26 protein-coding genes are annotated in these 23,677 nt (G+C 70.0%); 14 read left to right on the top strand and 12 right to left on the bottom strand.

The features are described 5' to 3' along the window. Window positions 1–61 precede the first annotated feature (61 nt). A complete protein-coding gene (locus OO70_RS41125) occupies window positions 62–1,042 on the bottom strand; it encodes a peptidoglycan-binding domain-containing protein (RefSeq protein WP_043683779.1) in 981 nt (326 codons plus the stop codon). A 157-nt stretch (window positions 1,043–1,199) separates the two neighbouring features. Here OO70_RS41125 and OO70_RS41120 point away from each other — a divergent pair, with 157 nt between their 5' ends. Continuing rightward, complete coding sequence (locus OO70_RS41120; protein WP_043683777.1) at window positions 1,200–3,281, top strand: MDR family MFS transporter; 2,082 nt, start codon at window positions 1,200–1,202, stop codon at window positions 3,279–3,281. Here OO70_RS41120 and OO70_RS41115 read toward each other — a convergent pair. Then, complete coding sequence (locus tag OO70_RS41115) at window positions 3,274–3,765, bottom strand: GNAT family N-acetyltransferase (protein ID WP_043683775.1); 492 nt, start codon at window positions 3,763–3,765, stop codon at window positions 3,274–3,276. The genes OO70_RS41120 and OO70_RS41115 overlap by 8 nt on opposite strands. A 129-nt stretch (window positions 3,766–3,894) precedes the next feature. Between OO70_RS41115 and OO70_RS41110 the strand changes: the two genes are divergently transcribed. The 5 genes from OO70_RS41110 (at window position 3,895) to OO70_RS41090 (ending at window position 7,123) form a co-directional block, all read left to right on the top strand. Continuing rightward, the gene (locus tag OO70_RS41110; protein ID WP_043683773.1) at window positions 3,895–4,614 is read left to right on the top strand and encodes a helix-turn-helix transcriptional regulator; all 720 of its coding nucleotides are present in this window, start codon (window positions 3,895–3,897) and stop codon (window positions 4,612–4,614) included. 77 nt (window positions 4,615–4,691) lie between these two features. Further along, window positions 4,692–5,093 (top strand): nuclear transport factor 2 family protein, encoded by a 402-nt coding sequence (locus OO70_RS41105; protein ID WP_043683771.1) that lies wholly within the window; start codon window positions 4,692–4,694, stop codon window positions 5,091–5,093. Between the two features lie 91 nt (window positions 5,094–5,184). Beyond that, window positions 5,185–5,817, top strand: coding sequence for a hypothetical protein (locus OO70_RS41100; protein WP_043683769.1), 633 nt, complete (start codon window positions 5,185–5,187; stop codon window positions 5,815–5,817). 5 nt (window positions 5,818–5,822) lie between these two features. Beyond that, window positions 5,823–6,548, top strand: a complete 726-nt coding sequence (locus OO70_RS56315) for a hypothetical protein (RefSeq protein ID WP_234337054.1) — start codon at window positions 5,823–5,825, stop codon at window positions 6,546–6,548. A gap of 182 nt (window positions 6,549–6,730) precedes the next feature. Continuing rightward, window positions 6,731–7,123, top strand: a complete 393-nt coding sequence (locus tag OO70_RS41090; protein WP_043683768.1) for an FHA domain-containing protein — start codon at window positions 6,731–6,733, stop codon at window positions 7,121–7,123. Window positions 7,124–7,157: 34 nt separating this feature from the next. On the opposite strand, the gene OO70_RS41085 is transcribed toward OO70_RS41090, so the two are convergent. Both OO70_RS41085 and OO70_RS41080 read right to left on the bottom strand, forming a co-directional pair. Beyond that, entirely contained in the window at window positions 7,158–7,829 is a 672-nt protein-coding gene (locus tag OO70_RS41085; RefSeq protein WP_043683767.1) for an O-methyltransferase, read from the bottom strand. Between the two features lie 53 nt (window positions 7,830–7,882). Further along, window positions 7,883–9,040 (bottom strand): DUF2330 domain-containing protein, encoded by a 1,158-nt coding sequence (locus tag OO70_RS41080; RefSeq protein ID WP_051742074.1) that lies wholly within the window; start codon window positions 9,038–9,040, stop codon window positions 7,883–7,885. Window positions 9,041–9,260: 220 nt separating this feature from the next. On the opposite strand from OO70_RS41080, the gene OO70_RS41075 reads away from it, so the two are divergent. Next, a complete protein-coding gene (locus OO70_RS41075; RefSeq protein WP_043683765.1) occupies window positions 9,261–11,321 on the top strand; it encodes a bifunctional glycosyltransferase 87/phosphatase PAP2 family protein in 2,061 nt (686 codons plus the stop codon). On the opposite strand, the gene OO70_RS41070 is transcribed toward OO70_RS41075, so the two are convergent. Next, window positions 11,275–12,906: a glycosyltransferase family 87 protein gene (locus OO70_RS41070; RefSeq protein ID WP_043683763.1), complete on the bottom strand. Its 1,632-nt coding sequence runs from the start codon at window positions 12,904–12,906 to the stop codon at window positions 11,275–11,277. The two genes, OO70_RS41075 and OO70_RS41070, sit on opposite strands and share 47 nt — an antisense overlap. 89 nt (window positions 12,907–12,995) lie before the next feature. After that, entirely contained in the window at window positions 12,996–13,583 is a 588-nt protein-coding gene (locus OO70_RS41065) for a hypothetical protein (RefSeq protein ID WP_043683760.1), read from the bottom strand. Window positions 13,584–13,756: 173 nt separating this feature from the next. Between OO70_RS41065 and OO70_RS41060 the strand changes: the two genes are divergently transcribed. Then, complete coding sequence (locus OO70_RS41060; RefSeq protein WP_324604901.1) at window positions 13,757–14,608, top strand: hypothetical protein; 852 nt, start codon at window positions 13,757–13,759, stop codon at window positions 14,606–14,608. Between the two features lie 6 nt (window positions 14,609–14,614). Then, entirely contained in the window at window positions 14,615–14,914 is a 300-nt protein-coding gene (locus tag OO70_RS41055) for a hypothetical protein (protein ID WP_043683757.1), read from the top strand. A 10-nt stretch (window positions 14,915–14,924) separates the two neighbouring features. Here the strand turns inward: OO70_RS41055 and OO70_RS41050 are convergent, their stop codons facing one another. Beyond that, complete coding sequence (locus tag OO70_RS41050) at window positions 14,925–15,341, bottom strand: ATP-binding protein (protein WP_043683754.1); 417 nt, start codon at window positions 15,339–15,341, stop codon at window positions 14,925–14,927. 92 nt (window positions 15,342–15,433) lie between these two features. On the opposite strand from OO70_RS41050, the gene OO70_RS41045 reads away from it, so the two are divergent. Beyond that, complete coding sequence (locus OO70_RS41045) at window positions 15,434–16,273, top strand: helix-turn-helix domain-containing protein (protein ID WP_043683751.1); 840 nt, start codon at window positions 15,434–15,436, stop codon at window positions 16,271–16,273. Further along, a complete protein-coding gene (locus OO70_RS41040; RefSeq protein ID WP_043683749.1) occupies window positions 16,239–16,508 on the top strand; it encodes a DUF397 domain-containing protein in 270 nt (89 codons plus the stop codon). Before OO70_RS41045 ends, OO70_RS41040 begins: the two co-directional genes overlap by 35 nt. Here the strand turns inward: OO70_RS41040 and OO70_RS41035 are convergent. Continuing rightward, window positions 16,492–17,379, bottom strand: a complete 888-nt coding sequence (locus tag OO70_RS41035; RefSeq protein WP_043683746.1) for an SDR family oxidoreductase — start codon at window positions 17,377–17,379, stop codon at window positions 16,492–16,494. The genes OO70_RS41040 and OO70_RS41035 overlap by 17 nt on opposite strands. Before the next feature lie 139 nt (window positions 17,380–17,518). Between OO70_RS41035 and OO70_RS41030 the strand changes: the two genes are divergently transcribed. Next, window positions 17,519–18,403, top strand: coding sequence for a LysR family transcriptional regulator (locus tag OO70_RS41030; protein WP_043683743.1), 885 nt, complete (start codon window positions 17,519–17,521; stop codon window positions 18,401–18,403). Further along, complete coding sequence (locus OO70_RS41025) at window positions 18,400–18,945, top strand: hypothetical protein (RefSeq protein WP_043683740.1); 546 nt, start codon at window positions 18,400–18,402, stop codon at window positions 18,943–18,945. The genes OO70_RS41030 and OO70_RS41025 overlap by 4 nt, the downstream gene beginning before the upstream one ends. Before the next feature lie 123 nt (window positions 18,946–19,068). On the opposite strand, the gene OO70_RS41020 is transcribed toward OO70_RS41025, so the two are convergent. Beyond that, window positions 19,069–20,238, bottom strand: a complete 1,170-nt coding sequence (locus tag OO70_RS41020; protein WP_043683737.1) for a steroid 3-ketoacyl-CoA thiolase — start codon at window positions 20,236–20,238, stop codon at window positions 19,069–19,071. 229 nt (window positions 20,239–20,467) lie between these two features. Between OO70_RS41020 and OO70_RS41015 the strand changes: the two genes are divergently transcribed. Beyond that, the gene (locus OO70_RS41015) at window positions 20,468–21,703 is read left to right on the top strand and encodes a cytochrome P450 (RefSeq protein WP_043683736.1); all 1,236 of its coding nucleotides are present in this window, start codon (window positions 20,468–20,470) and stop codon (window positions 21,701–21,703) included. A 66-nt stretch (window positions 21,704–21,769) separates the two neighbouring features. Here OO70_RS41015 and OO70_RS41010 read toward each other — a convergent pair whose 3' ends face one another. The 3 genes from OO70_RS41010 to OO70_RS41000 form a co-directional block, all read right to left on the bottom strand. Continuing rightward, entirely contained in the window at window positions 21,770–22,354 is a 585-nt protein-coding gene (locus tag OO70_RS41010) for a TerD family protein (protein WP_043683733.1), read from the bottom strand. Between the two features lie 67 nt (window positions 22,355–22,421). Beyond that, the gene (locus OO70_RS41005; protein ID WP_043683730.1) at window positions 22,422–23,126 is read right to left on the bottom strand and encodes a YoaK family protein; all 705 of its coding nucleotides are present in this window, start codon (window positions 23,124–23,126) and stop codon (window positions 22,422–22,424) included. 69 nt (window positions 23,127–23,195) lie between these two features. After that, window positions 23,196–23,612: an aggregation-promoting factor C-terminal-like domain-containing protein gene (locus tag OO70_RS41000; RefSeq protein ID WP_043683727.1), complete on the bottom strand. Its 417-nt coding sequence runs from the start codon at window positions 23,610–23,612 to the stop codon at window positions 23,196–23,198. Window positions 23,613–23,677 lie beyond the last annotated feature (65 nt).

The following is a 23,677-nucleotide window of genomic DNA, read 5'->3' as shown; positions in this document are numbered from 1 at the left end:
CCTTCAGGCCCGGCGCCTCGCGCACCCCGGCACTTTCAACCCCGCCCCAGCCGGCGCAGCGTCACGGCTCGGTCGTCTCCGACTCCAGTCGCGCCCGGGTCGCCGTGCCGTAGACCCCCAGCTCGTCGGACTGGATGCCGCGCGCGAGTTGGTACGTGCGTACCGAGGTCTGCACCTGTTTGTCGAAGACGCCGTTGTCGGGGCCGGTGTAGAGGTTCAACTGGGCCAGGCGGAGCTGGAGTTCGGTGACCTCGGGGCCTTCGTCGCCGCGTTGCAGGATCGCGGAGGGGCTGCTGTTGCCCTGGCGGTCGGTGGCGGAGGCGGTCGAGGTGGTGGCGGTGGGCGTCGGGGTCCGGCTGGGGGTCGCCGATTTTGACGTCGTGGGGGACGGGGGCGACGACGCCGACGGTGACGGGTTCGTGCTGAGCGACGGGGTCGGGGACGCCGACGTCGGCTGCGCGGACGTAGAGCCGCTCGTGGACGGTGTCACCGACGCCGCGCTCTTCGACGCGGTAGGGACGCTCGCCCGTACGTCCTGAGGGGCCGCCTCGTCCCGCGACGGCGTCTTGTACGAGAACAGGCCGCTCGCGAAACCGGCCGCCGCGATCACCACGACCACGGCTCCCGCGACGGCGAGCAGCACGGTACGGCGGTGGCGGCGCGGGGGGTCGGTGTGCGTGGGCACTTCCGAGGGGTTCCCGCCGGCCGCCTCGAACAGGCTCAGGTCGGTCGGGTCGGGAGTCGGTAGCGTCACCGCGCGCAGCGGCATCGTCTCCTCGACCGCCGGCAGCCGCTGTGTCTCGCCCTCGGGTCCCACCGGTGCCGACGAGGGGACTGCGGGCGCCTGCTCCTGCGGGTTCCCGTCCAGCTCCACATACGGTCTGATCCGCAGCGGGTCGAAGTCCTCCGCCGCTGCCGCCTCCGCCGTGCGCGCGTCACGCAGCGCGTCGGACGCCCGTTGGGTGCAGGCGCACGACGGGGAACCGTCGGCTGCCCGGGGCGCCCCGCACTGCGGGCATATGTGGCCCTTCGCCTCGTTCACGTGTTCGTCCCTCCCCGTGGAACTCCAGAGGTTATGCGGATCTCCTTCACGCCGTCTCCTCCGACCCCCGGAATGCGGGCTTCCAATCGGACTCAACAGGCCGTAACGGGGCACACCGATCACCATGGATGTGTAACGAGAGCCTCGGGAGGTCTTCATGGCCGGCGATGCGCACGGTATGACAGGGAATGTGCACGACGCGCAGCCACCGGAGAAACCCCCGCGGCGGGGCAGTGCCGCCCAGGAACACGTCTCGGGCAACGTCCTCGTCTCCATCGGGGCGCTGCTCCTCGGGCTGCTGCTCGCCGCCCTCGACCAGACCATCGTGTCGACCGCGCTGCCGACGATCGTCAGCGATCTCGGCGGGCTGGAACATCTGTCGTGGGTGGTCACGGCCTATCTGCTGGCCTCGACCGCCGCGACTCCGCTGTGGGGCAAACTCGGCGACCAGTACGGGCGGAAGAGGCTGTTCCAGATCGCGATCGTGATCTTTCTCGTCGGGTCGGCGCTGTGCGGTGCGGCCCAGAACATGCCCCAGCTGATCGGCTTCCGGGCCCTCCAGGGGCTCGGCGGCGGCGGGTTGATCGTGCTGTCGATGGCGATCGTCGGCGACGTCGTCTCACCGCGTGAACGCGGGCGCTACCAGGGGCTGTTCGGCGCCGTCTTCGGTGCGACGAGTGTCCTCGGGCCGCTCCTCGGCGGGCTGTTCACCGAGCACCTGAGCTGGCGCTGGGTCTTCTACATCAACCTCCCCGTCGGAGTCGTCGCCCTCGCCGTCATTGCGACCGCCCTGCACATCCCGCGCAAGTCGACCCGGCACGTCATCGACTACCTCGGCACCTTCCTCATCGCCGCCGTCGCGACCTGCCTGGTGCTCGTCGCCTCGCTGGGCGGCACGACCTGGGGCTGGGGTTCGCCGCAGATCATCGGGCTCGCGGTGCTCGGCGTCGCCCTGATCGCGGCGTTCGTGGCCGTCGAGCAGCGCGCCGCCGAACCCGTCCTGCCGCTCAAGCTGTTCCGCGTCCGCACCTTCTCGCTCGCCGCCGTCATCAGCTTCATCGTCGGCTTCGCGATGTTCGGCGCGATGACCTATCTGCCGACCTTCCTCCAGGTCGTCCAGGGCATCTCGCCGACCATGTCCGGCGTCCACATGCTGCCGATGGTGTTCGGCATGCTGATCTCGTCCACCACCTCCGGCCAGATCGTCAGCCGCACCGGCCGCTGGAAGGTGTTCCCCATCGCGGGCACCGGCGTCACCGCCCTCGGCCTGCTGCTGCTCCACCAGCTCGACGAGAACAGCTCCACCGGCGAGATGAGCGCCTACTTCTTCGTCTTCGGACTCGGACTCGGCCTGGTCATGCAGGTGTTGGTGCTCATCGTGCAGAACGCCGTCTCCTACCAGGACCTCGGCGTCGCCACCTCCGGCGCGACCTTCTTCCGGTCCATCGGCGCCTCGTTCGGCGTCGCCATCTTCGGCACGATCTTCGCGAGCAGACTCGGCGACAAACTCACGGACGCCCTTCGGGGCACCTCGTTGCCGCCGGGCGTCACACCGGACGGCCTCGAGTCCGACCCGCGCGGCATCTCCCAACTCCCTTCCGCCGTACGCCCGGAGGCCCTGCACGCGTACGCGTCATCGATCACCGACGTCTTCCTCTACGCCGCCCCCGTCGCCCTCGTCGGCTTCGTCCTCGCGTGGTTCCTCAAGGAGGACAAGCTGCGCGGCTCGGTCACCGCACCCGACGTCACAGAGACCCTCGCCAGCAACCCCGTCCAACGCTCCTCCTACGACGAGGTGTGCCGCGCGCTGTCCGTGCTCGGCACCCGGGAGGGCCGCCGCGAGATCTACAAGACCATCACCGCCAAGGCGGGCTACGACCTTCAGCCGGCGGCGAGTTGGCTGCTGCTGCGCATCAAGCGGTACGGGTGGGCGGAACCCGGTGTGCTGGCCGAGCGCAGCTCCGTGCCGCTGCCTGTCATCCTCGCGGCCGTCCGGCAGGTCGAGGAGCGACGGCTGGCCGTGCGCGAGGGCCTTGATCTCCAACTGACCGACCAGGGAAGGGAAGTTGCCGAACGGCTGGCGCAGGCCCGCGAGGAGTCCCTCGCGGAGACCCTGGGCGACTGGTGGGGGCCGGACCGGCCCACCGATCTCATTCAGCTCGTGAAAGAGCTGAACGGGGAGTTGTGCGGGTCGGACCGGGAGCAGCCGCACAACGGGACGGCGGCTGCGGTCAGTTGAGGTTCTTGCGGAACCAGTGCTCGGCGTACCTGTCGTCGTTGTGCGGGTCGGTCTCCTCATAGCCGAGCCGGGCGTACAGGGCGCGGGCCTCCACCAGGTCGTGCCGGGTGTCCAGGATCATCGCCTTGGCCCCCAGGTCGCGGGCGGCGTCCTCCGCCGCCGTCACCAGCCTCGGGGCACCGCCCCGGCCGCGCAGCTCTTCACGGACGAAGACCCTTTTCAGCTCGGCGGTCGTCGGGTCGAGGAGCCGTACGCCCGCTGACCCGGCCGCCGTGCCCTCGTGCCGGGCGATCAGCAACCGGCCGTCGGGCGGGGCGAGTTCGGAACCGGTGCGGGCGGCGATCTCGCGTTCCAGTTCGGCGGGGTCCGTGCGGCGGCCCTCGTGAAGGAGGTAGTAGCGGTCGCTGACCTCTGTGTAGTACGCCCGCCAGAGTGCGGCGGCGACGGGGGAGTCGAAGGGTTCCGGGGCGATCGTCCACATCATGCGGGCATTGTCAGGAGGTGGGCGGGAGGCGGCGCAACCGAATATGGGTGGCCTCGAAGGTGACCTCGAACAGGCGCCGGCCGCGCCGAATCGACACGTCGGTCCCATGGATTCCGGAGACTGGTTCCCATGAACCGCACCGACCGGCTGTACGCCCTGGTGGAGGAGTTGCGTGCCGCCGCACCCCGGCCGCGCAGCGCCCGTACGCTCGCCGCCCGCTTCGAGGTCAGCGTCCGTACCGTCGAGCGGGACCTCGCGGCGCTTCAGCAGTCGGGAGTGCCGGTGTACGCCGAGCCGGGGCGCAGCGGCGGATACGTCCTGGACCGGCGCCGGACCTTGCCGCCGCTGACCATCACGCCGGCCGAGGCCACGGCCCTGGCGGTCGGGCTGCACGCGCTCGCGGGCACGCCGTTCGCCGCGGACGCGCGCAGCGCGCTGCACAAGGTGCTCGCGGTGATGCCGGAGCGGGAGCGGGCCGCCGCCGCCGAGATGGCCGGGCGGGTGCGGCTGCTCGTACCGGTGGCCGGGACGGCGCGGTCCGCCGAGCCCGTCGTACCGGCGGCGTTGCGCGAGGCGCTGACGGCCGGGCGGGTGCTGCGGCTGGAGTACACCGACGCGGAGGGGACCCCCACCAGCCGTGAGGTGGAACCGGTCGCCTTCCTCGGGGGCGACGAGCACTGGTATCTGGCGGGCTGGTGCCGGCTGCGGGAAGCGCCGCGCGGGTTTCGGCTGGACCGGATCAGGGTGGTCGAGGCACTCGACGAGAAGGTTCCGACGCGGGCCGTCGACCTGTCCGAACTGGACACCCTGGGCTCGGACTTGGTGCCGCTCGCCGAGTTCGGGGCGTGAGGATCTCGCGGGAGGGGGTGAGTGTGACGGCAATCACCGACAGGGGGTTGTCGCCGACGGAAGCCAGGCTGGGCCGCATGACCACAGAAACAGGCACAGCCACAGACACATCCATCGCCCTCTTCGCACGCTGGACCGCCCTGTGGAACGGCGACTTCAGTGACCCGGAGAGCTTCCTCGCCCCCGACTTCCGTATCCGCTTCGGCAGCAATCCCGAGGGGGCGCCGGACACCGACGCGCTCCGCGGCCCCGCGGGCATCGTCGATCTCATCGCCCGCCACCGTGCCGAGAGTCCCGGACGCCGGTACGCCGTCGAGGGCGTCCCGGTCGTCGACGCTCGCCGGGGCCGGGTCGCCTCCTGCTGGTACGTCACGCGCGCGGACGGTTCCCAGAAGAGCGGCATCGATCTCTTCGAGGTCGTGGACGGCCGTATCGCCACCGTGTGGTCCGTAACAGGGCTGCGCCGCTTCGCTGCGTGACGACGGCCGTTTGAAGGGTGTCTTCCGGGCAACCCGGTAGAGGAACCGACCGACTACGAGAGCCGGTTGACCAAGAACCCGGAAGGCACTCATGTCCACAGGCGTGATCATCGTTTTGATCGTGATCGTGGTCGGCGTGGTCGCTGCCGCGGCCGCCCTGGCGCTGCGTGCCCGAGGCGCGACCGGCGGCTCGGGACTGAAGCGCCGCTTCGGGCCCGAGTACGACCGCACCGTGGCCCGGCACGACGGCGACGCGAAGGCCGCCGAGCAGGAGCTCGACGCACGCGTCCAGGAACACGGTTCGCTGCACGAGCAGCCGCTGGAGCCCGCGGCCCGTGAGCAGTACCAGGCCCGCTGGGCCGCCGCCCAGGAGCGCTTCGTCGACTCGCCCCGCGAGGCCATGGCCGACGTCGACCAGTTGCTCGGCGAGGTGGCCGGCGCCCGGGGCTTCCCCGATGTCGCCGAGTACGACAAGCAGTTCGACGCGCTGTCCGTGCACCACGCGGACCACGTCCACGGCTACCAGCGCGTGCACGGCGTCGTCACGACGCCCACGAACGGCACACAGGAGAGCCAGACCGGCACCGAGGAGATGCGCGAGGCCATGCTCGAAGCGCGCGCCCTCTTCGACGACCTGGTGAGCACGGACAACGGCAGCGACCGGGGGCGCACCGGACGCCACGCGCTGGGCTCATTCAACAGGCAAGCAGTGAAGGGGAGTTGAGCCGCATGACTGATGTGACACGACCGAACGGCGACACGAGCGACGAGCGCAAGGGCACCGACACGGGTACCGAAGGCCGGGGGACCGGCATGGGTACCGAGGGCCGGGGGACCGGTACAGGTACCGAGCGTCGGGACACCGGTATGGGTACCGACCGCCGGGACACCGCCACCGGTACCGACCGGCGCGAGAACGCCATGGGTACCGACCGGCGCGACCCGGCGAAGGTTCCCGGCCAGCAGGACGCCTCGAAGGCCGCCGATCAGCGGGAAGCCACGAAGGTGACCCCGGTGGTCCCGGCGACGACCCCGCGCGAAGCCGACAAGGCGACGACACCGGGCGAGGAGACGGCCCGCGGTGACCAGCAGTCGGCACGGCCCGTGCACGCCCCCGAGCCGCCGCCCTCCTCGCCCGGCGCCGGCGTGGCCACCGACAAGCGGCACGGCTCGAACGGCTCCGGGAACGGCAGCCTCATGCCGCACGACGAGAGCGACAAGTTCAGCCTGCGGCTGCAGCACGCGGTCACCGGGTTCGTCGACGAGCCCCGCTCCGCCGTGGAGGAGGCCGACCACGTACTGGAAGAGGTCGCCGCCCGCTTCACGGAGGCCGTCACCAAGCGCCGCACCGCACTGCACGGCTCCTGGGAGTCCAAGAGCACGGGCGACACCGAGCAACTCCGCCTGGCCCTGCGGGACTACCGCGAGCTGACGGAGCGGCTTCTCCACATGTGACGTACATGTGACGTACCTGACCTGGCACTTCCGTGTGATCCGCTCCGAAGGGGCCGAGTACGCCGTGACAAGGGCGTACTCGGCCTCCTTGCGTCGGACGAGAGTCGAGTACGCCGGACGCGGCGCGGCCGGGCGATTTATCATGCGGCGGCTGTGTAAGGACACTTCAAGGGGGAGCGCACGTGCTCGAACTCACCATGGCCTCGGTCTCCGGGACGGACGCGGGAGCGACCGCCGGCATGCTGATGGCCGAGGCGCCCAGTGAACCGGGCGCGGTGCTGCGGGTGGGCCGGGACGAGACGGTGTGCCGGCTGGTGACACCGGACGACTGGCTGTTCATCTCGCGGGTCCATCTGGAGTTCCTGTGCGGACCCGAGGGCGTCTGGCAGGTGAGCTGGCTGCGCGGCTCCCAGCCCGACCCGTCGTCCGAAGTACGCCTGATCGTCGGCGAGTACGCCCAGACCGTCGCCTACGGCGGGAGCGTGCCGTTGCCCCGGGGCGGCAGTGGCGAGATCGTCATCCAGGACCGCACCGGGCCGCGCAGCGTCAACGTCGGCTTCTATCACGAGAGTTGAGAAGCCCTGAGTGAGAAGCCCTCGGCAAGGATGCCTAGTCGAGGACCCTCGCCAGCGCGAAACCGTCGTAGCCCTTCCTGCCCACCGTCTGGATGGCCGTGCCCGACAGGCGCGCGTGCGAGCCGATCAACTCGATCGCGGTGCGCGTGCCCTGGACGTCCGGCGATGTGTCGGACGGGTCGGCGACCCGGCCGCTGCGGACCACGTTGTCGATGATGATGAGGCTGCCGGGGCGGGTGAGATTGAGGGCCCACTCGACGTAGTGCGGGTTGTTGCTCTTGTCGGCGTCGACGAAGACCAGGTCGAAGGGGGCCGGGTTCTCGTCGGCCAGTTCGGCCAGGGACTCCAGGGCCGCGCCCACCCGTACCTCGACGACCTTGTCGAGGCCCGCGCGGGCGATGTTGCGGGTGGCGACCTCGGCGTGCCTCGGGCTGTACTCCAGGGTGACCAGCCGGCCGTCGGCGGGCAGGGCGCGGGCCAGCCAGATCGTGCTGTAGCCGCCGAGGGTGCCGATCTCCAGGACGCGGGTGGCGCCCTGGATCGTGGCCAGGAGGTGGAGCAGTTTGCCCTCGGCGGCGGACACCGCGATCTGCGGGAGTCCGGCGGCCTCGCTGTCGCGCAGGGCCGCCGTCAGTACCTCGTCCTCCGGGGCGAGATGGCTGATGAAGTAGTCGTCGACGTCGTCCCAGAGCTGTGACTCGCTCATGTGCTTGTGCCTTTCGTGTTTCCGGTGTCCATCACCATCTGGACGATCACTACCTACCCGGAACCGCGCGGCCGGTGCGTCGGCGGCGGGGGAATCACCGGTGGCGGCGGGATCGCCGGCCGCCGTGAGCGTCGTACGGCCAGCAAGGCGGTGGTCGTGACCAGGGCGGCCAGGCCGCCGACGATCGTCAGCAGCCAGGCCGGGACGCCGGCCACCACGCGCAGATGGTCCTCGTAGATCACCTGCTGGAACGTGGCGTCCGTGGCGGTGCGGCTCAGCAGATGGTCGCCGGTGATGCGGGAGGGGTCGGGGAACTCCTGGTTCACGGCGGTCAGGAACGGGGTGCCCTTGGCGAGGGCGGCCAGCGGGCCCGAGGTCGCGGTGATCCGGCCGGCGTAGGCGACCTGCGGCTCGTCGCCGCCGATCGTGCTGCTGGGTTCCATGCGGTGGGCGGCCAGGATGTACAGGCCCAGCGACTGCGGGGTGGGGGCCAGCCGGGACAGGCGCATCGGGTAGACGGGGGTCTCGGCGGCGAAGGTGAGGTGGAGCGGGTCGAGGGCGCCGGAGAGCGGGGTGCCGGCGGTCGCGGGGGCGAGGCGGATCGCCACGTACTCCCAGCGCTGGTCGACGTACGGCTGGAGGGCCTGGTCAAGGCGGGCCGGCGACACGAACCCGTTCGTGTGCAACCAGTCGCCGAGTGCGCTCGGGTCGGTGGCCGTCAGCCGCGCCACGTCGAAGGGGCCGAGCCGCTCACGGCCGACCACGCCGACTCCGGGGGGCGGGACGGCGCCGGGCGGCGTTTCGCCGCTGCCGCCGCCGGAGACGAGCGGCCAGTCGTCGTCCTGGGGCCAGAAGTGGTGGCGGTCGCGGTGCACGGGCGCGGTGAGCGCGTCCAGCGTGTCGAAGAGGGCGGGGTCGCCGAGCGTGGCCGTCGCCCGGTGCGGCACCGGCATGATCCACGCGGCCTGCCGCGCGTCCCCGGAGACGGTGAGCCGCATCACGATCTGTTCCTGGCGTCCGTCCCAGCGCACCACGGACGCCTCGCGACCCACCGCGAGCTGCTGCGACGCGCTCGGCACCAGAGCGCCGCAGCCGCACGCCCAGGCCGGTGACACCAGCGATCCGAGCTGCAGGGCGAACAGCGCCAGTACGACGGCCGTCACGCGGGCGCGTGCCCGTCCCCGCCTCAGCACGATCAGTAAACCGATCATGTCCACAAGTTATCGGGCCCGGTCGGAAGCGCGCAGTTATTTGCTGTGCCCAGGCAACCCGAGGCCGACTATCGTCATCCGGACAAAAGGAGGGCGGCCGTCAGGTGAAGAGGGGGTTGCCTGCGTCCCTCCCCCAGGGGGTGCGAAGCTCATAGGGTTCGCAGAGGGAACAACCACGCGTGCGACGCGTGGGACGAGCGGGGCGGGAGGCCTACGAGGCGTGGCGAACGTGGAGCACAGCGGGCGACCGGCGGGAGCCGCGGGAGCTTTCGGGTCGAGTGCCGCCGGGACGGCCAGGGCACGGCTGCGCGCGGCGCGCCTGGGCCTGTGGCTGGTCGCCGCGGTCCTCGCCGTACGGCAGGTGGCCGTGGTCCTCAGCACCCCGCAGGGGGAGCGGCTGACCGACCTGGAGACCTGGGTCGGACCGAACGGCGTGCTGCATGTGAAGGGCTCGTTGTACGACTCGACGCAGTTCACCGGCACCCCCTTCGGCGGGCTCGTCCTCAAACCGCTGACCCGGGCTGCCGAACAGGCACTCGGCTGGGGCTGGACCTTCGGCACGCTGCTGCTCGTCGTCGCGCTCGGCCTGGTCGTCTCCCGCGCGCTGCCGCAGCCCGTCACCCGCCGTGCCTCGCTGCTCGCCGCGCCCGTCGCGATCAGCCTGCTCATGCTGTCGCTGCCGGTGCGCAACACGCTCTGGCTCGGCCAGACCAGCATCATCCCGGTCCTGCTCGTGCTGCTCGCCTGCTTCACGGTGCGCGGCGAGCGGGCCAGCGGCGTGCTGATCGGTCTGGCCGCCGCGCTCCAGCCGACGGTGCTGCTGTTCGCGCCGCTGCTGTGGTTCACCGACCGGCGCCGGGCCGCCGTGACCTCCGTGCTCACCTTCGCCGCGAGCGTGGCCATCGCCTGGGCGGCGATGCCGCACGACTCGTACACCTACTGGGTGCACCACATGGCCGGTGCCGGTCTCGGCGGCGCGGCGGACGGCCTCGGCAACCAGTCGCTGCACGGCGCGCTGCTGCGCCTCGGCCTCACCGGCCCGCTGGAGATCGGCCTGTTCCTCTCGCTCGGCGCGGCCGTCACCTGCCTCGGCCTGCGCCGGGCCGTGCGGTACGCGCGCGACGGCCAGCTGCTGCTCGCGGTCGCGGTCACCGGCTGCGCGGCGATCGCCGTGTCGCCGACGACCTGGCAGCACCAGCTGCTGTGGGTGCTGCTCGCGGTGGTCGGCCGGGTCGGCAAGCGGGCCTCGGACCGGTACGTGTGGCCGGTGGCGGTGGTCCTCGTCGTCACGCTGCCCGCGAAGATGATGCTGCCGAACATGGCGTCCCTCTACCCGCTGCGTGACAACGTCGTCCTGCTCATGGCGCTCGCCGCCGCGACCGCGATCCCGTTCCTGTCCCGCACCTCGGAGTACTACCGCCGCCCGATCCCCACGGAGTACGCCGAGCCGGTCCCCACGCGCTGGAAGCACGTCCCGCTGCTGCCGTTCCTGCGCCGGGTCCTGACCCGCCCGAACCTCCTCCTCGAACTCCTCCTGATCCGCGTCACCTACGCCGCCTACCAGCAGGTCCGCCTCGCGGCGACCGGCGGCACGAACGCGGGCGGCCGGGTCACTGCCGAACACCACGGCCACGAGATCCTCTCCATCGAGCGGTTCCTGCACATCGACATCGAGCACGCGGTCAACCACTGGGTCGTGAAGGTCGAGTTCCTCAAGGACTTCTTCAACTTCTACTACGAGTCCTTCCACTTCGTGGTCCCGCTGACCGTCATGGCCGTCCTGTACTGGCGCCGCCCGGTCGACTACCGCTGGGCCCGCGCCTCCCTAGGCTTCGCCACGCTCCTCGCCCTGGTCGGCTTCTGGCTCTACCCACTGGCCCCGCCGCGCCTGCTGCCCGGCCTCGGCATCATCGACACGGTCCACGGCGTCCAGGACTTCTCCAAGCCGGACTACGGCACCCTCACCGCCCTCACGAACCAGTACGCGGCGATGCCCTCGCTGCACTTCGGCTGGTCCCTGTGGTGCGGTGTCGTCATCGCGATCATCGCCCCCAAGTGGTGGATGAAGGCCCTGGGCCTCCTGCACCCCTTCTTCACCGTCTCCGCGATCGTCGCGACCGGCAACCACTGGGTCCTGGATGCGGCGGGCGGCGCCGCGGTCGTCGCCGCCGGCTTCGGCCTGTCGTACCTCTTCCAGGGCCCGCGGGCCCGCTCGCTGACCAGACCGGTGGAGATCAACACCGAGTTGGAGCCGGCGACGAGCGGCCGTATTCGGAGCTGATGCGGTACTCGCCGGGCGCGGGCACCGTAAGCCGGGTGAAGTCCCCGTCCTTGGCGAGGCAGGCGCCGTCGGCGCGCAGCCACGGCGAGTACGCGACGCGGACGGTGACCGCCCCGGCCCGGGAGACGCGGACGACGAGATCGGCGCTGGTCGTCCGCACGACCGTCCCCGGCTCCGACACCAGCGGTACGGCGTCACGCACCCGGTAGACCCGCCAGTGGGCGTCACGCCAGACGGGTTGCAGCCAGTCGGGCCGTCGGTAACGGACAAGAGCCGCCTCGTCCTTGGCGTAGCCGTCCGGAGTGGCTTCCGGCAGGACGACGAAGCCGACGGCCCAGTGGTCGAGCCACGCCCGGTAGGTGCTCGCGGAGAACGTGCCGTCGTAGAAGAGGCGGGCACGTTCCATGTCGAGCTGGCGGTTCCAGCCGCGGGCGAGGTTGATGTGCGGGGCGAGTTCGGCGGCCTCACGATGGTCGCGGGCCGGAACGGCCTCGACCCGGGTGCGCCCGGAACCGAGCCCTTCCAGGGTGTGCACGACAGGCTGCGTGTCGGTGGCCCAGGCCGGCACGGCGGTGGAGACCTCCAGATCGTCGGCGGTCTTCATGCCGACCCAGATGATGGAGAAGACGAGCGCGGCCATCAGCAAGTTGCGGCCAAGACACCGGAGTTGGGGCGCGGTCAGGAGTACGGCGAGCAGGACGGCCGGGGCGAACAGTTCCGCGAAGCGTTCCACGTTCGTGCCGACGGGGGACGGGACGAGGTACGTGACGACGGTCCCGGCCGCGTACACCACCCCGCTCCACCGGGCGATCCGCCACCCACGCGGGGCCAACGCGGCGATGGCGAGACCGAGGACGACCGGTGGCCAGGTGCGGCCCGGGGACATCAACTGTTCGCCGGCGAACGGGAAGAAGAGGGTCGTCGCGCCGACGACGAGCGCGGGCGGCGCCATCAGCCCGGCCGCCCGCCGCCAGTCCCGTACGGCGAGGAACGCGGCGCCTACGACGGCCAGGAACAGCCCGGCCACCGGGCTCGCCATGGTGGCGAGGCCCGCGTGGGCCGTGCCCAGGACGAGCCGCCGCTCACGGGTGAGCAGCACGCACGCGGCGAGGCCGAGGGCGATACCGAGCGCGAAGGTCGTGCGGCCCGAGGCGACGTCGCACCAGAGCGCGAGCGACGCGAGCAGGGCCGGTCCGAGGGGGTGACAGATGCCGGTGCGGGTGACGAGGACAGCCGCCAGCCAGGAGGCGGCCAGCCCCGACACGACGCTCACCGTGCGGACACCCACCGCCGCCATCAAGTACGGGGAGATCAGGCTGTAGTTGGCGGTGTGCATCCCGCCGTACCAGAACAGGTTGTACGCCGAACTCCCGTACCGTGCCGCGAAGTTGGCCCACGCGTCCTGGGCGGCGAGATCACCTCCACCGGTCGCGAGAAACGCCCACCAGACCGCGTACAGGGGGAGTGCGGGGAGCGTCGCGAGGAGCGGTAAGCGGTGGCGGGCACAGAAGTTACGGAGGTGTTGGTTCCGCTGCACGGCCGTGTTCACCGGCCGGACCAGGGTGTGGTGTTCGGCGGGCGGCATGTGAACGGAGACGCGAAACCTGGCGGAAACGTTCAGTGGGGGCGGCGGGAGTCACCGGGATGAGTGAACCTGCCTCAGCGGTGCGCGCCTCAGCACGCCTTCTTTCTGGTTTCCACGCTGAGGCCCATGACGTTGTGCCAGCGGTACTTCTTGCCGCCGACGTGGTAGTCCACCGTGATTCCCTTCATCCGCACGTGGGCGGTTCCGGTCACGCGGATCGCCACCACGAGGTTGTGCGTGGCCTCGGACGTGGCGGGCTGGGGTGCGATGGTCGCTCCCGCGGCGGGCCGCCGGTGCTGCCAGCCCGTGCCGACGGAGGCGAGGCTGAACTTCGACGGCGGATAGTGGTTGTCGTAGCCGATGAAACTCGTTGTCGCGGGGACGAGGACGGCGTCGGCGAAGCGCAGCCCGTGCGGCTCGGTGAGGGCGATGCTGTCGACGACCACCTTGCTCTTGCCGTAGTTGTGCAGTTCGTCCCCGCCGAACGTCACCGTGGCACCCTGTTTCGCCGGCAGGCAGACCTCGCCCGATCCGGCGTCGGAGTAGTCCGGCCCGTTGAGCGGGCCGTCCCCCGCCGGGGTGTTGGGCGCCGACGAGCAGCCCGTCCCCAGTGCGAGTGCCAGCGTCAGTGCGCAGGCCCGCCCGAGCAGGGCCCGCGGGGTCGAAGTGATATTCACGGAGTCACGGCAACATCAAACCCTGCCGGTTGCTTATTACTTGAGCGTCAATTTGCCGTCCCTGCATAAGATCGCATTCTTGATCGAGTTCTTGACCGAGGCGAACACGCCTGATTCCGGGGGGAATTGTGAGGATTCTGACGCGCGACTCCATACCGCGCAGAGCTACGGGCGTGGCATTCGCCGCCGTCGTACTGCTCGGTGGGGGAGCGGCCGGCTGCGGAGGTGACTCCGCGAAGGAGGACTCGGCCAAGTTGGCGCCTACGGCGGCCGTGGCGAAGGTCGCGGAGAACTCCGAGGACATCACCTCGCTCCACTACCGGGTCACCGGGACCGTGCCCGAGAGGGGGCGCGTGACGGCCGAGGCGTCCATGAAGACGGAGAAGGCGAAACCGACGGCCATGACCATGAAGATGACCGTGGCCGGAGCGCGTGCGAAGGGCGGGCTGGACATCCGGTTCGTCGACAAGGCGATCTACCTCGGCGGCAGCGACCTCGACCCGGCGACGTCGGGCGGCAAGAACTGGGTCAGGGCCGAGCCTGCCGTATGGGGGCGTGGCGCGTCGAACAACAACTCCTATCGCGTGCTGCCCCGTTCGATGGAGGTGAGCCCGGTCGTGCAGTCCACGTTCCTGGCCGGCTCCAAGGACGTGCGGAGGCTCGGCACCGAGACGGTCGACGGCACCAAGGCCGTGCACTACCGGGGAACGGTCACCAGCCGTGAGCTGCGCGCAGCCCAGAGCGCCGCCAAGGGCAAGGACACGTGGGACGCCCGCACCGAGCGGGTGGACCAGTTCGTGAACCTCGGGATCGACGGCGCCCTCGCCATGGACCTGTGGGTCGACGGCGACGACCACCCCGAGCAGTTCCGGGTGCGCGGCAAGACCTACGCCACGCAGAACGACACCGACGGCGGCACGCTCGACCTGACGGTCACCTTTCTCGACCTGAACAAGCCCGTGACCGTCAAGGCCCCGCCCGCCGCCGACACCACCACGCTCGCGGCCGACGCGCAGGAAGGCTGAACCGTCGTGTCGTACACGGTCATGACACTCGCGGGAGCCGACACGCCGGGTGAGCACCTCCAACTGGCGGCTTTCACAGCGGTGGCCGCGGCCTTCTTCATCTGGGTGGGCCGGAAGCAACGTCGCACCGGACGTGGCGCCTTCATACCGGGCAGGACCGTCAGGGTGGGCGACTCCCTGATTCCACCGCGGCCGTCGACCCGCGTCCAACGAGGCGCCGGATGCGCCTACATCGTCTTCGGCTGCATCTTCGTCCTGCCGGCGGTGGTCAACACCGGGATGGCGATCTACGAACTCCTCGGCTGACCACCCGAGTTCACGAACACTCGAACCACACCGTCTTCCCGCCCCCGGCCACCCGCGTCACCCCCCACTTGTCCGTCACCGCGTCCAGGATCACGAGCCCGCGCCCGTTCTCCGACTCGGCGTCGAACTCGGCGTGCAGGTCCGGGAGTTCGGAGGAACTGTCGCTCACCTCCACCCGTACGCCCGCCGTCTGGCGCAGCAACAGCAGTCCGCACCGCCGGTCCGGAACATGCCGTACGACATTGGCGACCAGCTCCGTCACGGCCAGTTCGACGGCGTCGGACAGGTCCGGGACGCCCCACTCCAGGAGGAACGAGCGGACGATACGGCGGATGTGCCGGGCCGAGTGTTCACCCACGGTGAGGTGCATGACGTACTGCCGGCGGAAGGGAACGGCCAGCAGGGGCGGGGGAATTGGTTCGTTCACACTACGAGAGTGATGTCTCGCCGCTACCCTCGGCAACGGTACGAATACAACCCGTTCGCGGGTGGACAGAGTTGGGAGACAGGGGGCTCAGCGTGCACATCAACATCCTTGATCCGGGGGCGTCACCGCTCGACTACTACGGCTTCGAGCTGCGCCGCTATCGGGAGGCCGCCGGTCTCACCCAGCGGCAACTCGGGGAGATCATCAACTACACCGGGTCACTGATCGGCCAGATCGAAACGGCCAGGAAGCTGCCCACGCAGGCGTTCAGCGACGCGGTTGACGCTGCGCTGGGTACGGGGGGCTTGTTGTCCCGGTTGCTCGACCTTGTGCTGCGCAGTCAACTCCCCGCGTGGTTCCGGCAGGTGGGCGAACTGGAGGCGCGGGCCGTCGAGATCTGTTCCTTCGAGGCGCAGATGATCCACGGTCTCCTCCAGACCGACGAGTACGCGCGTGCTGTGCTCGGCACGTTGGACCAGAGCAACCTGGACGATCGGACCGCCGTACGAGTTGCTCGTCAGCGCATCCTCGAGAAGGAGACTCCGCCGGTCTTCTGGGTGATCCTGAGCGAGGCGGCGTTGTATCTGGAGATCGGCGGCCGGGAGACCATGAGGAACCAACTGGCCCGCATGTTGACCCACGAGAACAATCCCCGGGTCAACATCCAGATCCTGCCGTTCTCGGCGGGAGCACACGCGGGACTGACAGGCTCGTATGACCTCTATCGCTTCCCGAGCGACCCACCCATCGTCTACACCGAGGGCTACGGAAGCGGGCATCCGAGCGCCAACCCAGACACTGTCAACGACTGTTCGCTCCGTTACGATCATCTTCAGGCCGCCGCCCTTTCCCTCAGGGACTCGGCGGAGCTGATCCGGCGTGTGATGGAGGAACGTTATGGGGAAGTGGCGCAAGTCCAGCTACAGCAGTGATCAGGGCGGCCAGTGCATCGAGTGCGCGCCGATCGGGCTCCTCGCCTGGCGCAAGTCCTCGTACAGCAGCGACCAGGGCGGTAATTGCGTCGAGATCGCCGAAACCCCCTGCCCCACCACCCCCACCACCACTCTCGCCATCCGCGACTCCAAGACCCCGGCGGGGCCGATCCTCACCCTCGACCCCGCCGCCTTCACCACCTTCGTCAACTGGACCGCTACGACGGCTGGTTGAAGTAGTAGTCGTGGTCGAGGTCGGCCAGCAGGCCGATCCGGGTCGGTGTCCAGCCGAACCGCTTCTGCGTGAGCGTGCTCGTTCCCGTGAGGTCGGACGCGACGAAGTGGCCCAGCCAGCCGAAGTGGTCCCCGGCCTCCTCGGTCGGCACGCTGGCCACCGGTAGGTCCAGCCGCTTGCCGATGACTTCGGCGATCTCGCGTACCGGTACGCCCTCGTCGCCGACCGCGTGCAGGACGGAACCCGCCGGGGCGTTCTCCAACGCCAACCGGTACAGCACCGCCGCGTCGTCACGGTGGACGGCGGCCCAGAGGTTGGTGCCGGCGCCTACGTAGGCGGAGACGCCCTTGGCGCGGGCGATGTCGATGAGGGTGGGGACGAAGGCGTGGTCGCCCTCGCCGTGCACCTGGGGCAGCCGTATCGCCGACGTGCGCACGCCCCGGTCCGCTGCGGTCAGGGTCGTCAACTCGGCTGCGAGGCGCGGTAGTTCAGGGTGGGTGGCGAGGTCGGGGATCTCGTCCTCGGTGCGGCCGTGGCTCATCACGGAGCTGATGACGAGGGGGCGGTCCGAACCCGCGAGGGTCTCGATCAGCGTCTCCACCGCGCTCAAGTCCGTTGCCACGCACGGGCCGTAGTTCGAGAAGTCGTGGATGAAGCCGGTGTGGATCACACCGTCGGCGGCGGACGCGCCCGCGCGGAGGGCGTCGAGGTCCTCCAGGGAACCCCGGTGGACCTCCGCCCCGGTCGCGGCCAGCCGTTCCGCCGAGGTGTCGGAGCGGGCCAGGCCGAGGACCTGGTGCCCGGAGTCGAGCAGTTCGCGGACGACCGCGCCGCCCACGAATCCGGTCGCGCCGGTGACGAAAACACGCATGACGAAATCACCCCAGGTGGGTCGGGAAGTGGTGTGCTTCCAGCCTGCGCCCGCCCGGGCCCGCCCGTCCAAGACCGACTCCGGAAGACGTGATTCAGTTCCGGTATCACCCCAGCTCCTACGGACGTACAGTCGATGTATGACTGACCTGGACCTGCGGCTGGTGCGCTGTTTCACCGTCGTAGCCGAGGAACTGCACTTCGGCCGGGCGGCGGCCGTACTGCATCTCGCGCAGCCGTCCCTGAGCCGTCATGTCCGGCGGCTTGAGGGCGAGTTGGGCGTGCGGCTCTTCGACCGGACCACGCAGGGCACCCAACTCACCGAAGCGGGGGCGGCGTTCCTGCCCCGGGCCGAGGCGCTGCTGCGGTCGGCGGCGGAGGCGACCGCCGTGGCGCGAGCGGCCGGGGCGCCGAGCCGGATCGTCATCGGGTACATGACCGGGCTCATCGTCACCCCGGCGGTGCGCGCCCTGCGCGGGCGCTACCCGGACGCCGAAGTGCACCACTCCTTTCTCGGCTGGGGCGAGATGCCGGCCGCCCTGCTGGAGCACCGGGTGGACGTGGTGGTGGGCCGATTCCCGTTCGCCACCAAGGGGTTGAGTGTGACGGTCCTCTTCGAGGAGCCCCGGGTGCTGCTGGTACCGGTCGGCCATCGGCTGGCCGGCAAGGAGTACGTCACCCTCGACGACATCGCGGACGAGCCCGTACCCCGGTTCCCCGACGAGGAGTTCAACGCGTTCTGGCGCGTCGATCCCCGCCCGGACGGACGGCGGGTGCCGGACGGTCCGCTCGTCGAGAATCTGGAGGACAAGCTCGAAGTCATCGCCGCGGGCGAGGCGGTCGCGCTCGTTCCGGTGGGCGCCATCAGGAAGGGCCTGCGGCCCGATCTGACCACGGTCCCGCTGGAGGGCGTGGATCCCATCCCGGTCGTCCTGGCCATGCGCGCGGGTGAGGAGAACCGCCCCCTGCTCGCGGCCTTCCGCGCCTGCGCGGAGGACCAACTGACTCCCTGTGCCGAAGCGTGACGCCGCTGCCCGATCTGCCTCAGAACGCGGCGCTGCTCGACCTGTTGCGGCAGGAGGGCGTTCCGCAGGAGAGCGGTGCCTATGCCTACGAGGGGTGGGAGCTGCATACCCACCCCGATCTGGTCGAGAGACTCGAGGACCTTGCTCCCGAGTGGCCCGTCCTGGCGACGTTCGGGGTGCCGGTGCTCGCGGCCAAGGGCATCGCCGCCGTCGTCGCCAAGGGCACGGACACCCTGTTGGTGCGCCTTCCCGAAGCGCCGGCCGAGCCCTTGAAGGCCGCGGAGCCCTGCCCGCCCCTGACGGATCCGGGCGAGGGCTGGTACGCGCTCGGCCCCTGGCAGAGCGAGCTTCCCTCCGCGGAGTCCCAGCGTCTGTTGTCGCTGGTGATCCAACACGCGCTCTCGTACGCGGCGAGCCTGTCGGGGGACGACGACAGCACCGACTGGCGGGGGCGCCCGGCGCAGGCTCCGCGCGGACGGCAGCGCGGACGCGGACGGGGGAGGGGACGCGGACAGCGGAGGGGGCGCGGACGACGGCGCTAGGGTGCGGTGCGGACCGTGCTCGGGGTTATGGGCCGTACCCGCCGATCGGCAGGTACGGCCCGATGAACTCCCGCTCCTCGTCAGTCAGTTGCCCTCGCGTCACGCATGGCGAGATCCACCGGTTCAGAGCCGCTGGATGATCGTGCCCGTCGCCAGCGCCCCGCCCGCGCACATCGTGATGAGCGCGAACTCCTTGTCGGAGCGCTCCAGTTCGTGCAGCGCGGTGGTGATCAGCCGTGCTCCCGTCGCCCCGACCGGATGGCCCAGCGCGATCGCACCGCCGTTCACGTTGACCTTCTCCAGGTCCTGTCCGAAGACCTGCGCCCAGCTCAACACCACTGACGCGAAGGCCTCGTTGATCTCGACGATGTCGATGTCCTTGAGCGTCATGCCGGCCTTGCCGAGTACGGCCCGCGTCGCGTCGATCGGACCGTCGAGGTGGTAGTGCGGGTCGGCGCCGACCAGCGCCTGGGCGACGATCCTTGCCCTCGGCCTGAGCTTGAGCGCCCGTGCCATCCGCTTCGACGCCCACATGATCGCCGCCGCGCCGTCGCTGATCTGCGAGGAGTTGCCCGCCGTGTGAACGGCCGTCGGCATGACCGGCTTCAGTCGCGCCAGCGCCTCCATCGACGTGTCGCGCAGCCCCTCGTCGCGGTCGACGAGCCGCCACATGCCGTGGCCCGCGCGCTGTTCGTCCTCCGTCGTCGGTACCTGGACGGCGAACGTCTCCTTCTTGAAGCGTTCCTCGGACCAGGCGATCGACGCCCGCTCCTGCGAGATCAGGCCGAGCGAGTCGACGTTCTCGCGGGTCAACTGACGGTTGCGGGCGATGCGTTCGGCGGCCTCGAACTGGTTGGGCAGGTCCACGTTCCACTCGTCCGGGAACGGCTTCCCCGGCCCGTGCTTCGACCCCGACCCCAGCGGCACCCGAGACATCGCCTCGACACCGCAGCTGATCCCGACGTCGATGACGCCCGCCGCGATCATGTTGGCGATCATGTGCGAGGCCTGCTGCGAGGAACCGCACTGACAGTCGACGGTCGTCGCGGCCGTCTCGTACGGCAGGCCCATGGCCAGCCAGGCCGTGCGCGCGGGGTTCATGGACTGTTCGCCGGCGTGGGTCACCGTGCCGCCGACGACCTGCTCGACGCAGTCGGCGTGGATGCCGGTGCGGCCGAGGAGTTCACGGTAGGTCTCGCCCAGCAGGTAGGCGGGATGCAGGTTGGCGAGCGCTCCGCCGCGCTTGCCGATGGGAGTGCGTACGGCTTCCACGATGACGGGTTCCGCGACCATGGGACACGTCCTCTCCTCGTCCACCGCGCGGCGCGGGCGTCCCGGCCACCCGCCACGCAGAACTAGTACGCGTTCTAGTTCTGTGTGCAGTCTGCTGACAGGCCGTCCACAACCGCAAGGGTCGTGCAGGGAATTCGGCTTGCCGCACCTCTTGCGACTTCTAGAACCCGTTATTACCTTCACGGCAGCCGGGTTCCTGATGGACCGTCAGATGACGGGAGTTGCGCCGATGCCCTGTCCAGCGTTGCCCGAGGGGTTCGACTTCACCGACCCCGATCTGCTCCACCACCGCGTCCCGCTACCGGAGTTCGCCGAACTGCGCGCGGCCGAACCGGTGCGCTGGATACCGCAGCCCGCCAACATCGCGGGGTTCCAGGACGAGGGCTACTGGGCCGTCACCCGGCACGCCGACGTCCGGTACGTCTCCACCCACCCGGAGATCTTCTCCTCGACCCTCAACACGGCGATCATCCGCTTCAACGAGCACATGAACCGCGACTCGATCGACGCCCAGCGGCTGATCCTGCTCAACATGGACCCGCCCGAGCACACCCGCGTCCGCCAGATCGTCCAACGCGGCTTCACCCCACGGGCGATCCGCGCCCTGGAGGACCGCCTGCGCGACCGCGCCCAGTCGATCGTGGCGAACGCCCGCGCCCACTCCGGCCCCTTCGACTTCGTCACCGAGGTCGCCTGCGAACTGCCCCTCCAGGCCATCGCCGAACTCATCGGCATCCCGCAGGACGACCGCGTCAAGATCTTCGAGTGGTCCAACAAGATGATCGCGTACGACGATCCCGAGTACGCCATCACGGAGCAGGTCGGCGCCGAGTCCGCCGCCGAACTCATCGCCTACGCCATGGGCATGGCCGCCGAACGCAAGCAGTGCCCGGCCCACGACATCGTCAGCACGCTGGTCGCCGCCGAGGACGAAGGCAACCTGAACTCCGACGAGTTCGGCTTCTTCGTGCTGATGCTGTCGGTGGCGGGGAACGAGACCACCCGTAACGCCATCACCCACGGCATGCACGCGTTCCTCACCCACCCCGACCAGTGGGAGCTGTACAAGCGGGAGCGCCCGTCGACCGCCGCCGAGGAGATCGTCCGCTGGGCCACCCCGGTCAACGCGTTCCAGCGCACGGCGACTCAAGACACCGAGCTGGGCGGCAAGTTGATCAGGAAGGGCGACCGGGTAGGCATCTTCTACGCCTCCGCCAACCACGATCCCGAGGTCTTCGAGAACCCGGACGTCTTCGACGTGATGCGCGATCCGAACCCGCATCTGGGCTTCGGCGGCGGGGGACCGCACTACTGCCTCGGCAAGTCCCTGGCGGTCCTCGAAATCGACCTGATCTTCAACGCGATCGCCGACGCGATGCCGAACCTGACCCTGACCGGCGACCCGCGCCGGCTGCGCTCCGCCTGGATCAACGGGGTCAAAGAGCTTCAGGTGACCGCCGGTTGAGGTGAACGCACAGCTCGGGCCGGCGGCATCCCGGCGCCGCCGGCCCGTCCTCGTTCACCGCTGTGCTTACTTCCGTACCGCGAACTTCATGAGCTCCCGCTCGTCCCCCTGCTTGATCCTCCCGGTCTCGTTGATGACCTGGAGCTTCCAACTGCCGCCGTCCCGGACCGCCTTGGCGACCGCGCAGCTGTTGTGGTCGCTGAGCAGGTTGGGCCAGATCTCGGCGACCTGCTGGGTGCTGCCGCCCGTCGCGTCGTACACCTTGAAGGCGATGTTCCGTGCCTTCTGGAAGGAACTGCCCTTCTTGTAGGCGGCGGCCACGAAGACGATCGACGTGATGTTGGTGGGTATCCGCGCGAGGTCGACGGTCACCGTCTCGTCGTCGCCCTCACCCTTGCCGGTCTGGTTGTCCCCGCTGTGCACCAGCGAGCCGTTGCCCAGCGGGTCCACGGAGTCGAGCCCCGCGAGCCGTACCGGGTCCTGGCCCTGCATCGCGATGGCGATGAGATCGAGGTCCGTACCGGCCTTCTGACGCAGCTTCCCGATGAAGCCGCCGCTGCTGCCGACGGTGGGGTCCCAGGACGCCCCGATCTCCAGATGGGTCACTCCGTCCAGATCCGCCGGACCGTCTTCCTTCGTGAGCGTGATCATGTGTGATCGATCCTCTTGATCGTGGGACTAAGACGCACGAATTCTGCCTTCTTGGCCGGGCTTTGGGCTACTCCCGTCCGGATGCCGTCGCGGCGAACAACCCGGCGGCCAGGGCCGCGATCAGGAGTGGGTAGCGCAGACCGTGATGCAGAGTGAGCCAGGCGCCGAGGAACGCGCCGGTGACCATCGCGACGACCGCGAGGACGCGGCGCAGCGCGCCGGGGCCGGAAGTGGCGCCCGAGACCGAGTCGGCGACCAGACCGGTCATGGTCATCGTCAGGACCGTGGTGGTGGAGAAGTTGGAGACCTTGAGCTTGCGGACGGTCGCGTTGCGCAGGCCCATCGCGAAGGCGGTGAGGGCGATCAAGGGGTACGTGATGCCGCTGTCGCCCGGTGCCGCGAAGGCGATCACGGCGGCCACGCCCACGAGCAGTGCCTCCGCGCCGAGACTCACCCGGGCCCAGGTGCGGCGCGAACCGGTGTCCATCCGTACCGCGATCCGGCCCCCGGCCACCGCGCCCACGAGAAAGGCGCCGAGGGAGGTGAGGGTGTGCGACACCGAGAAGCCGGGCGCTCCGGCGGCGGCGAAGCCGAGGACGACCACGTTGCCGGTCATGTTCGCGGTGAAGACATGGCCGAGGCCCAGATAGCTGACGGCGTCGATGAGCCCGCTGACCACGGTCAGCCCCAGCAGCACGACCACCAGCCGCACGCCGCGCGCCTCACGGTCGTAGGAAGGGGGCGGGGTGTTCTGGTCCGTGTTCTGGTCCATGAACGCAATGTAGCGGCGGCCCCCGGAGAGCCGGGGACCGCCGCTAGGTGCGTGTGTGTGGGCCGGTGATCAGTACCAGCCGTTGGACTGCCAGAAGCTCCAGGCCGCGGCGGGGCTGCCGTAGCGGGAGTTCATGTAGTCCAGACCCCACTTGATCTGCGTGGCGGGGTTGGTCTTCCAGTCGGAGCCGGCCGAGGCCATCTTCGAGCCCGGGAGGGCCTGGACCAGGCCGTAGGCGCCGGAGGAGGAGTTCGTGGCGGTGACGTTCCAGCCGCTCTCGTGCTCGACGATCTTGCTGAACGCGTTGTACTGCGCGGCGCTCGGGATCATCTTGTGCGCGATCGACTGAGCGGAGGAGGCGGAGGTCGTCGCGGCCTGAGCGGGGGCCGAGGTCAGCACCATGCCGGTGGTGGCGGCGGCCAGAGCGACGGCGGTCAGGGCCTTCTTCGGGGAGGCGATGCGAGCGACGATGCGGGAGACGGACACGGAGAACCTGTTTCTTCGGGGACAGAGACGTCGTACGCCTGCCGGTGTCACGCGGTGCGCGGCGG

This window comes from Streptomyces xylophagus (assembly GCF_000716435.1).
Lineage (GTDB): Bacteria > Actinomycetota > Actinomycetes > Streptomycetales > Streptomycetaceae > Streptomyces > Streptomyces xylophagus.
This window is presented reverse-complemented; position numbering and strand designations above follow the sequence as displayed.

Bases quoted from the DNA above. Each gene is read 5' to 3' on its own strand.
- OO70_RS41120 (WP_043683777.1), top strand. From the start codon at position 1,200: ATGGCCGGCGATGCGCACGGTATGACAGGGAATGTGCACGACGCGCAG.
- OO70_RS41115 (WP_043683775.1), bottom strand. From the start codon at position 3,765: ATGATGTGGACGATCGCCCCGGAACCCTTCGACTCCCCCGTCGCCGCC.
- OO70_RS41110 (WP_043683773.1), top strand. From the start codon at position 3,895: ATGAACCGCACCGACCGGCTGTACGCCCTGGTGGAGGAGTTGCGTGCC.
- OO70_RS41105 (WP_043683771.1), top strand. From the start codon at position 4,692: ATGACCACAGAAACAGGCACAGCCACAGACACATCCATCGCCCTCTTC.
- OO70_RS41100 (WP_043683769.1), top strand. From the start codon at position 5,185: ATGTCCACAGGCGTGATCATCGTTTTGATCGTGATCGTGGTCGGCGTG.
- OO70_RS56315 (WP_234337054.1), top strand. From the start codon at position 5,823: ATGACTGATGTGACACGACCGAACGGCGACACGAGCGACGAGCGCAAG.
- OO70_RS41085 (WP_043683767.1), bottom strand. From the start codon at position 7,829: ATGAGCGAGTCACAGCTCTGGGACGACGTCGACGACTACTTCATCAGC.
- OO70_RS41080 (WP_051742074.1), bottom strand. From the start codon at position 9,040: ATGATCGGTTTACTGATCGTGCTGAGGCGGGGACGGGCACGCGCCCGC.
- OO70_RS41070 (WP_043683763.1), bottom strand. From the start codon at position 12,906: ATGCCGCCCGCCGAACACCACACCCTGGTCCGGCCGGTGAACACGGCC.
- OO70_RS41040 (WP_043683749.1), top strand. From the start codon at position 16,239: ATGGGGAAGTGGCGCAAGTCCAGCTACAGCAGTGATCAGGGCGGCCAG.
- OO70_RS41035 (WP_043683746.1), bottom strand. From the start codon at position 17,379: ATGCGTGTTTTCGTCACCGGCGCGACCGGATTCGTGGGCGGCGCGGTC.
- OO70_RS41030 (WP_043683743.1), top strand. From the start codon at position 17,519: ATGACTGACCTGGACCTGCGGCTGGTGCGCTGTTTCACCGTCGTAGCC.
- OO70_RS41020 (WP_043683737.1), bottom strand. From the start codon at position 20,238: ATGGTCGCGGAACCCGTCATCGTGGAAGCCGTACGCACTCCCATCGGC.
- OO70_RS41015 (WP_043683736.1), top strand. From the start codon at position 20,468: ATGCCCTGTCCAGCGTTGCCCGAGGGGTTCGACTTCACCGACCCCGAT.
- OO70_RS41010 (WP_043683733.1), bottom strand. From the start codon at position 22,354: ATGATCACGCTCACGAAGGAAGACGGTCCGGCGGATCTGGACGGAGTG.
- OO70_RS41005 (WP_043683730.1), bottom strand. From the start codon at position 23,126: ATGGACCAGAACACGGACCAGAACACCCCGCCCCCTTCCTACGACCGT.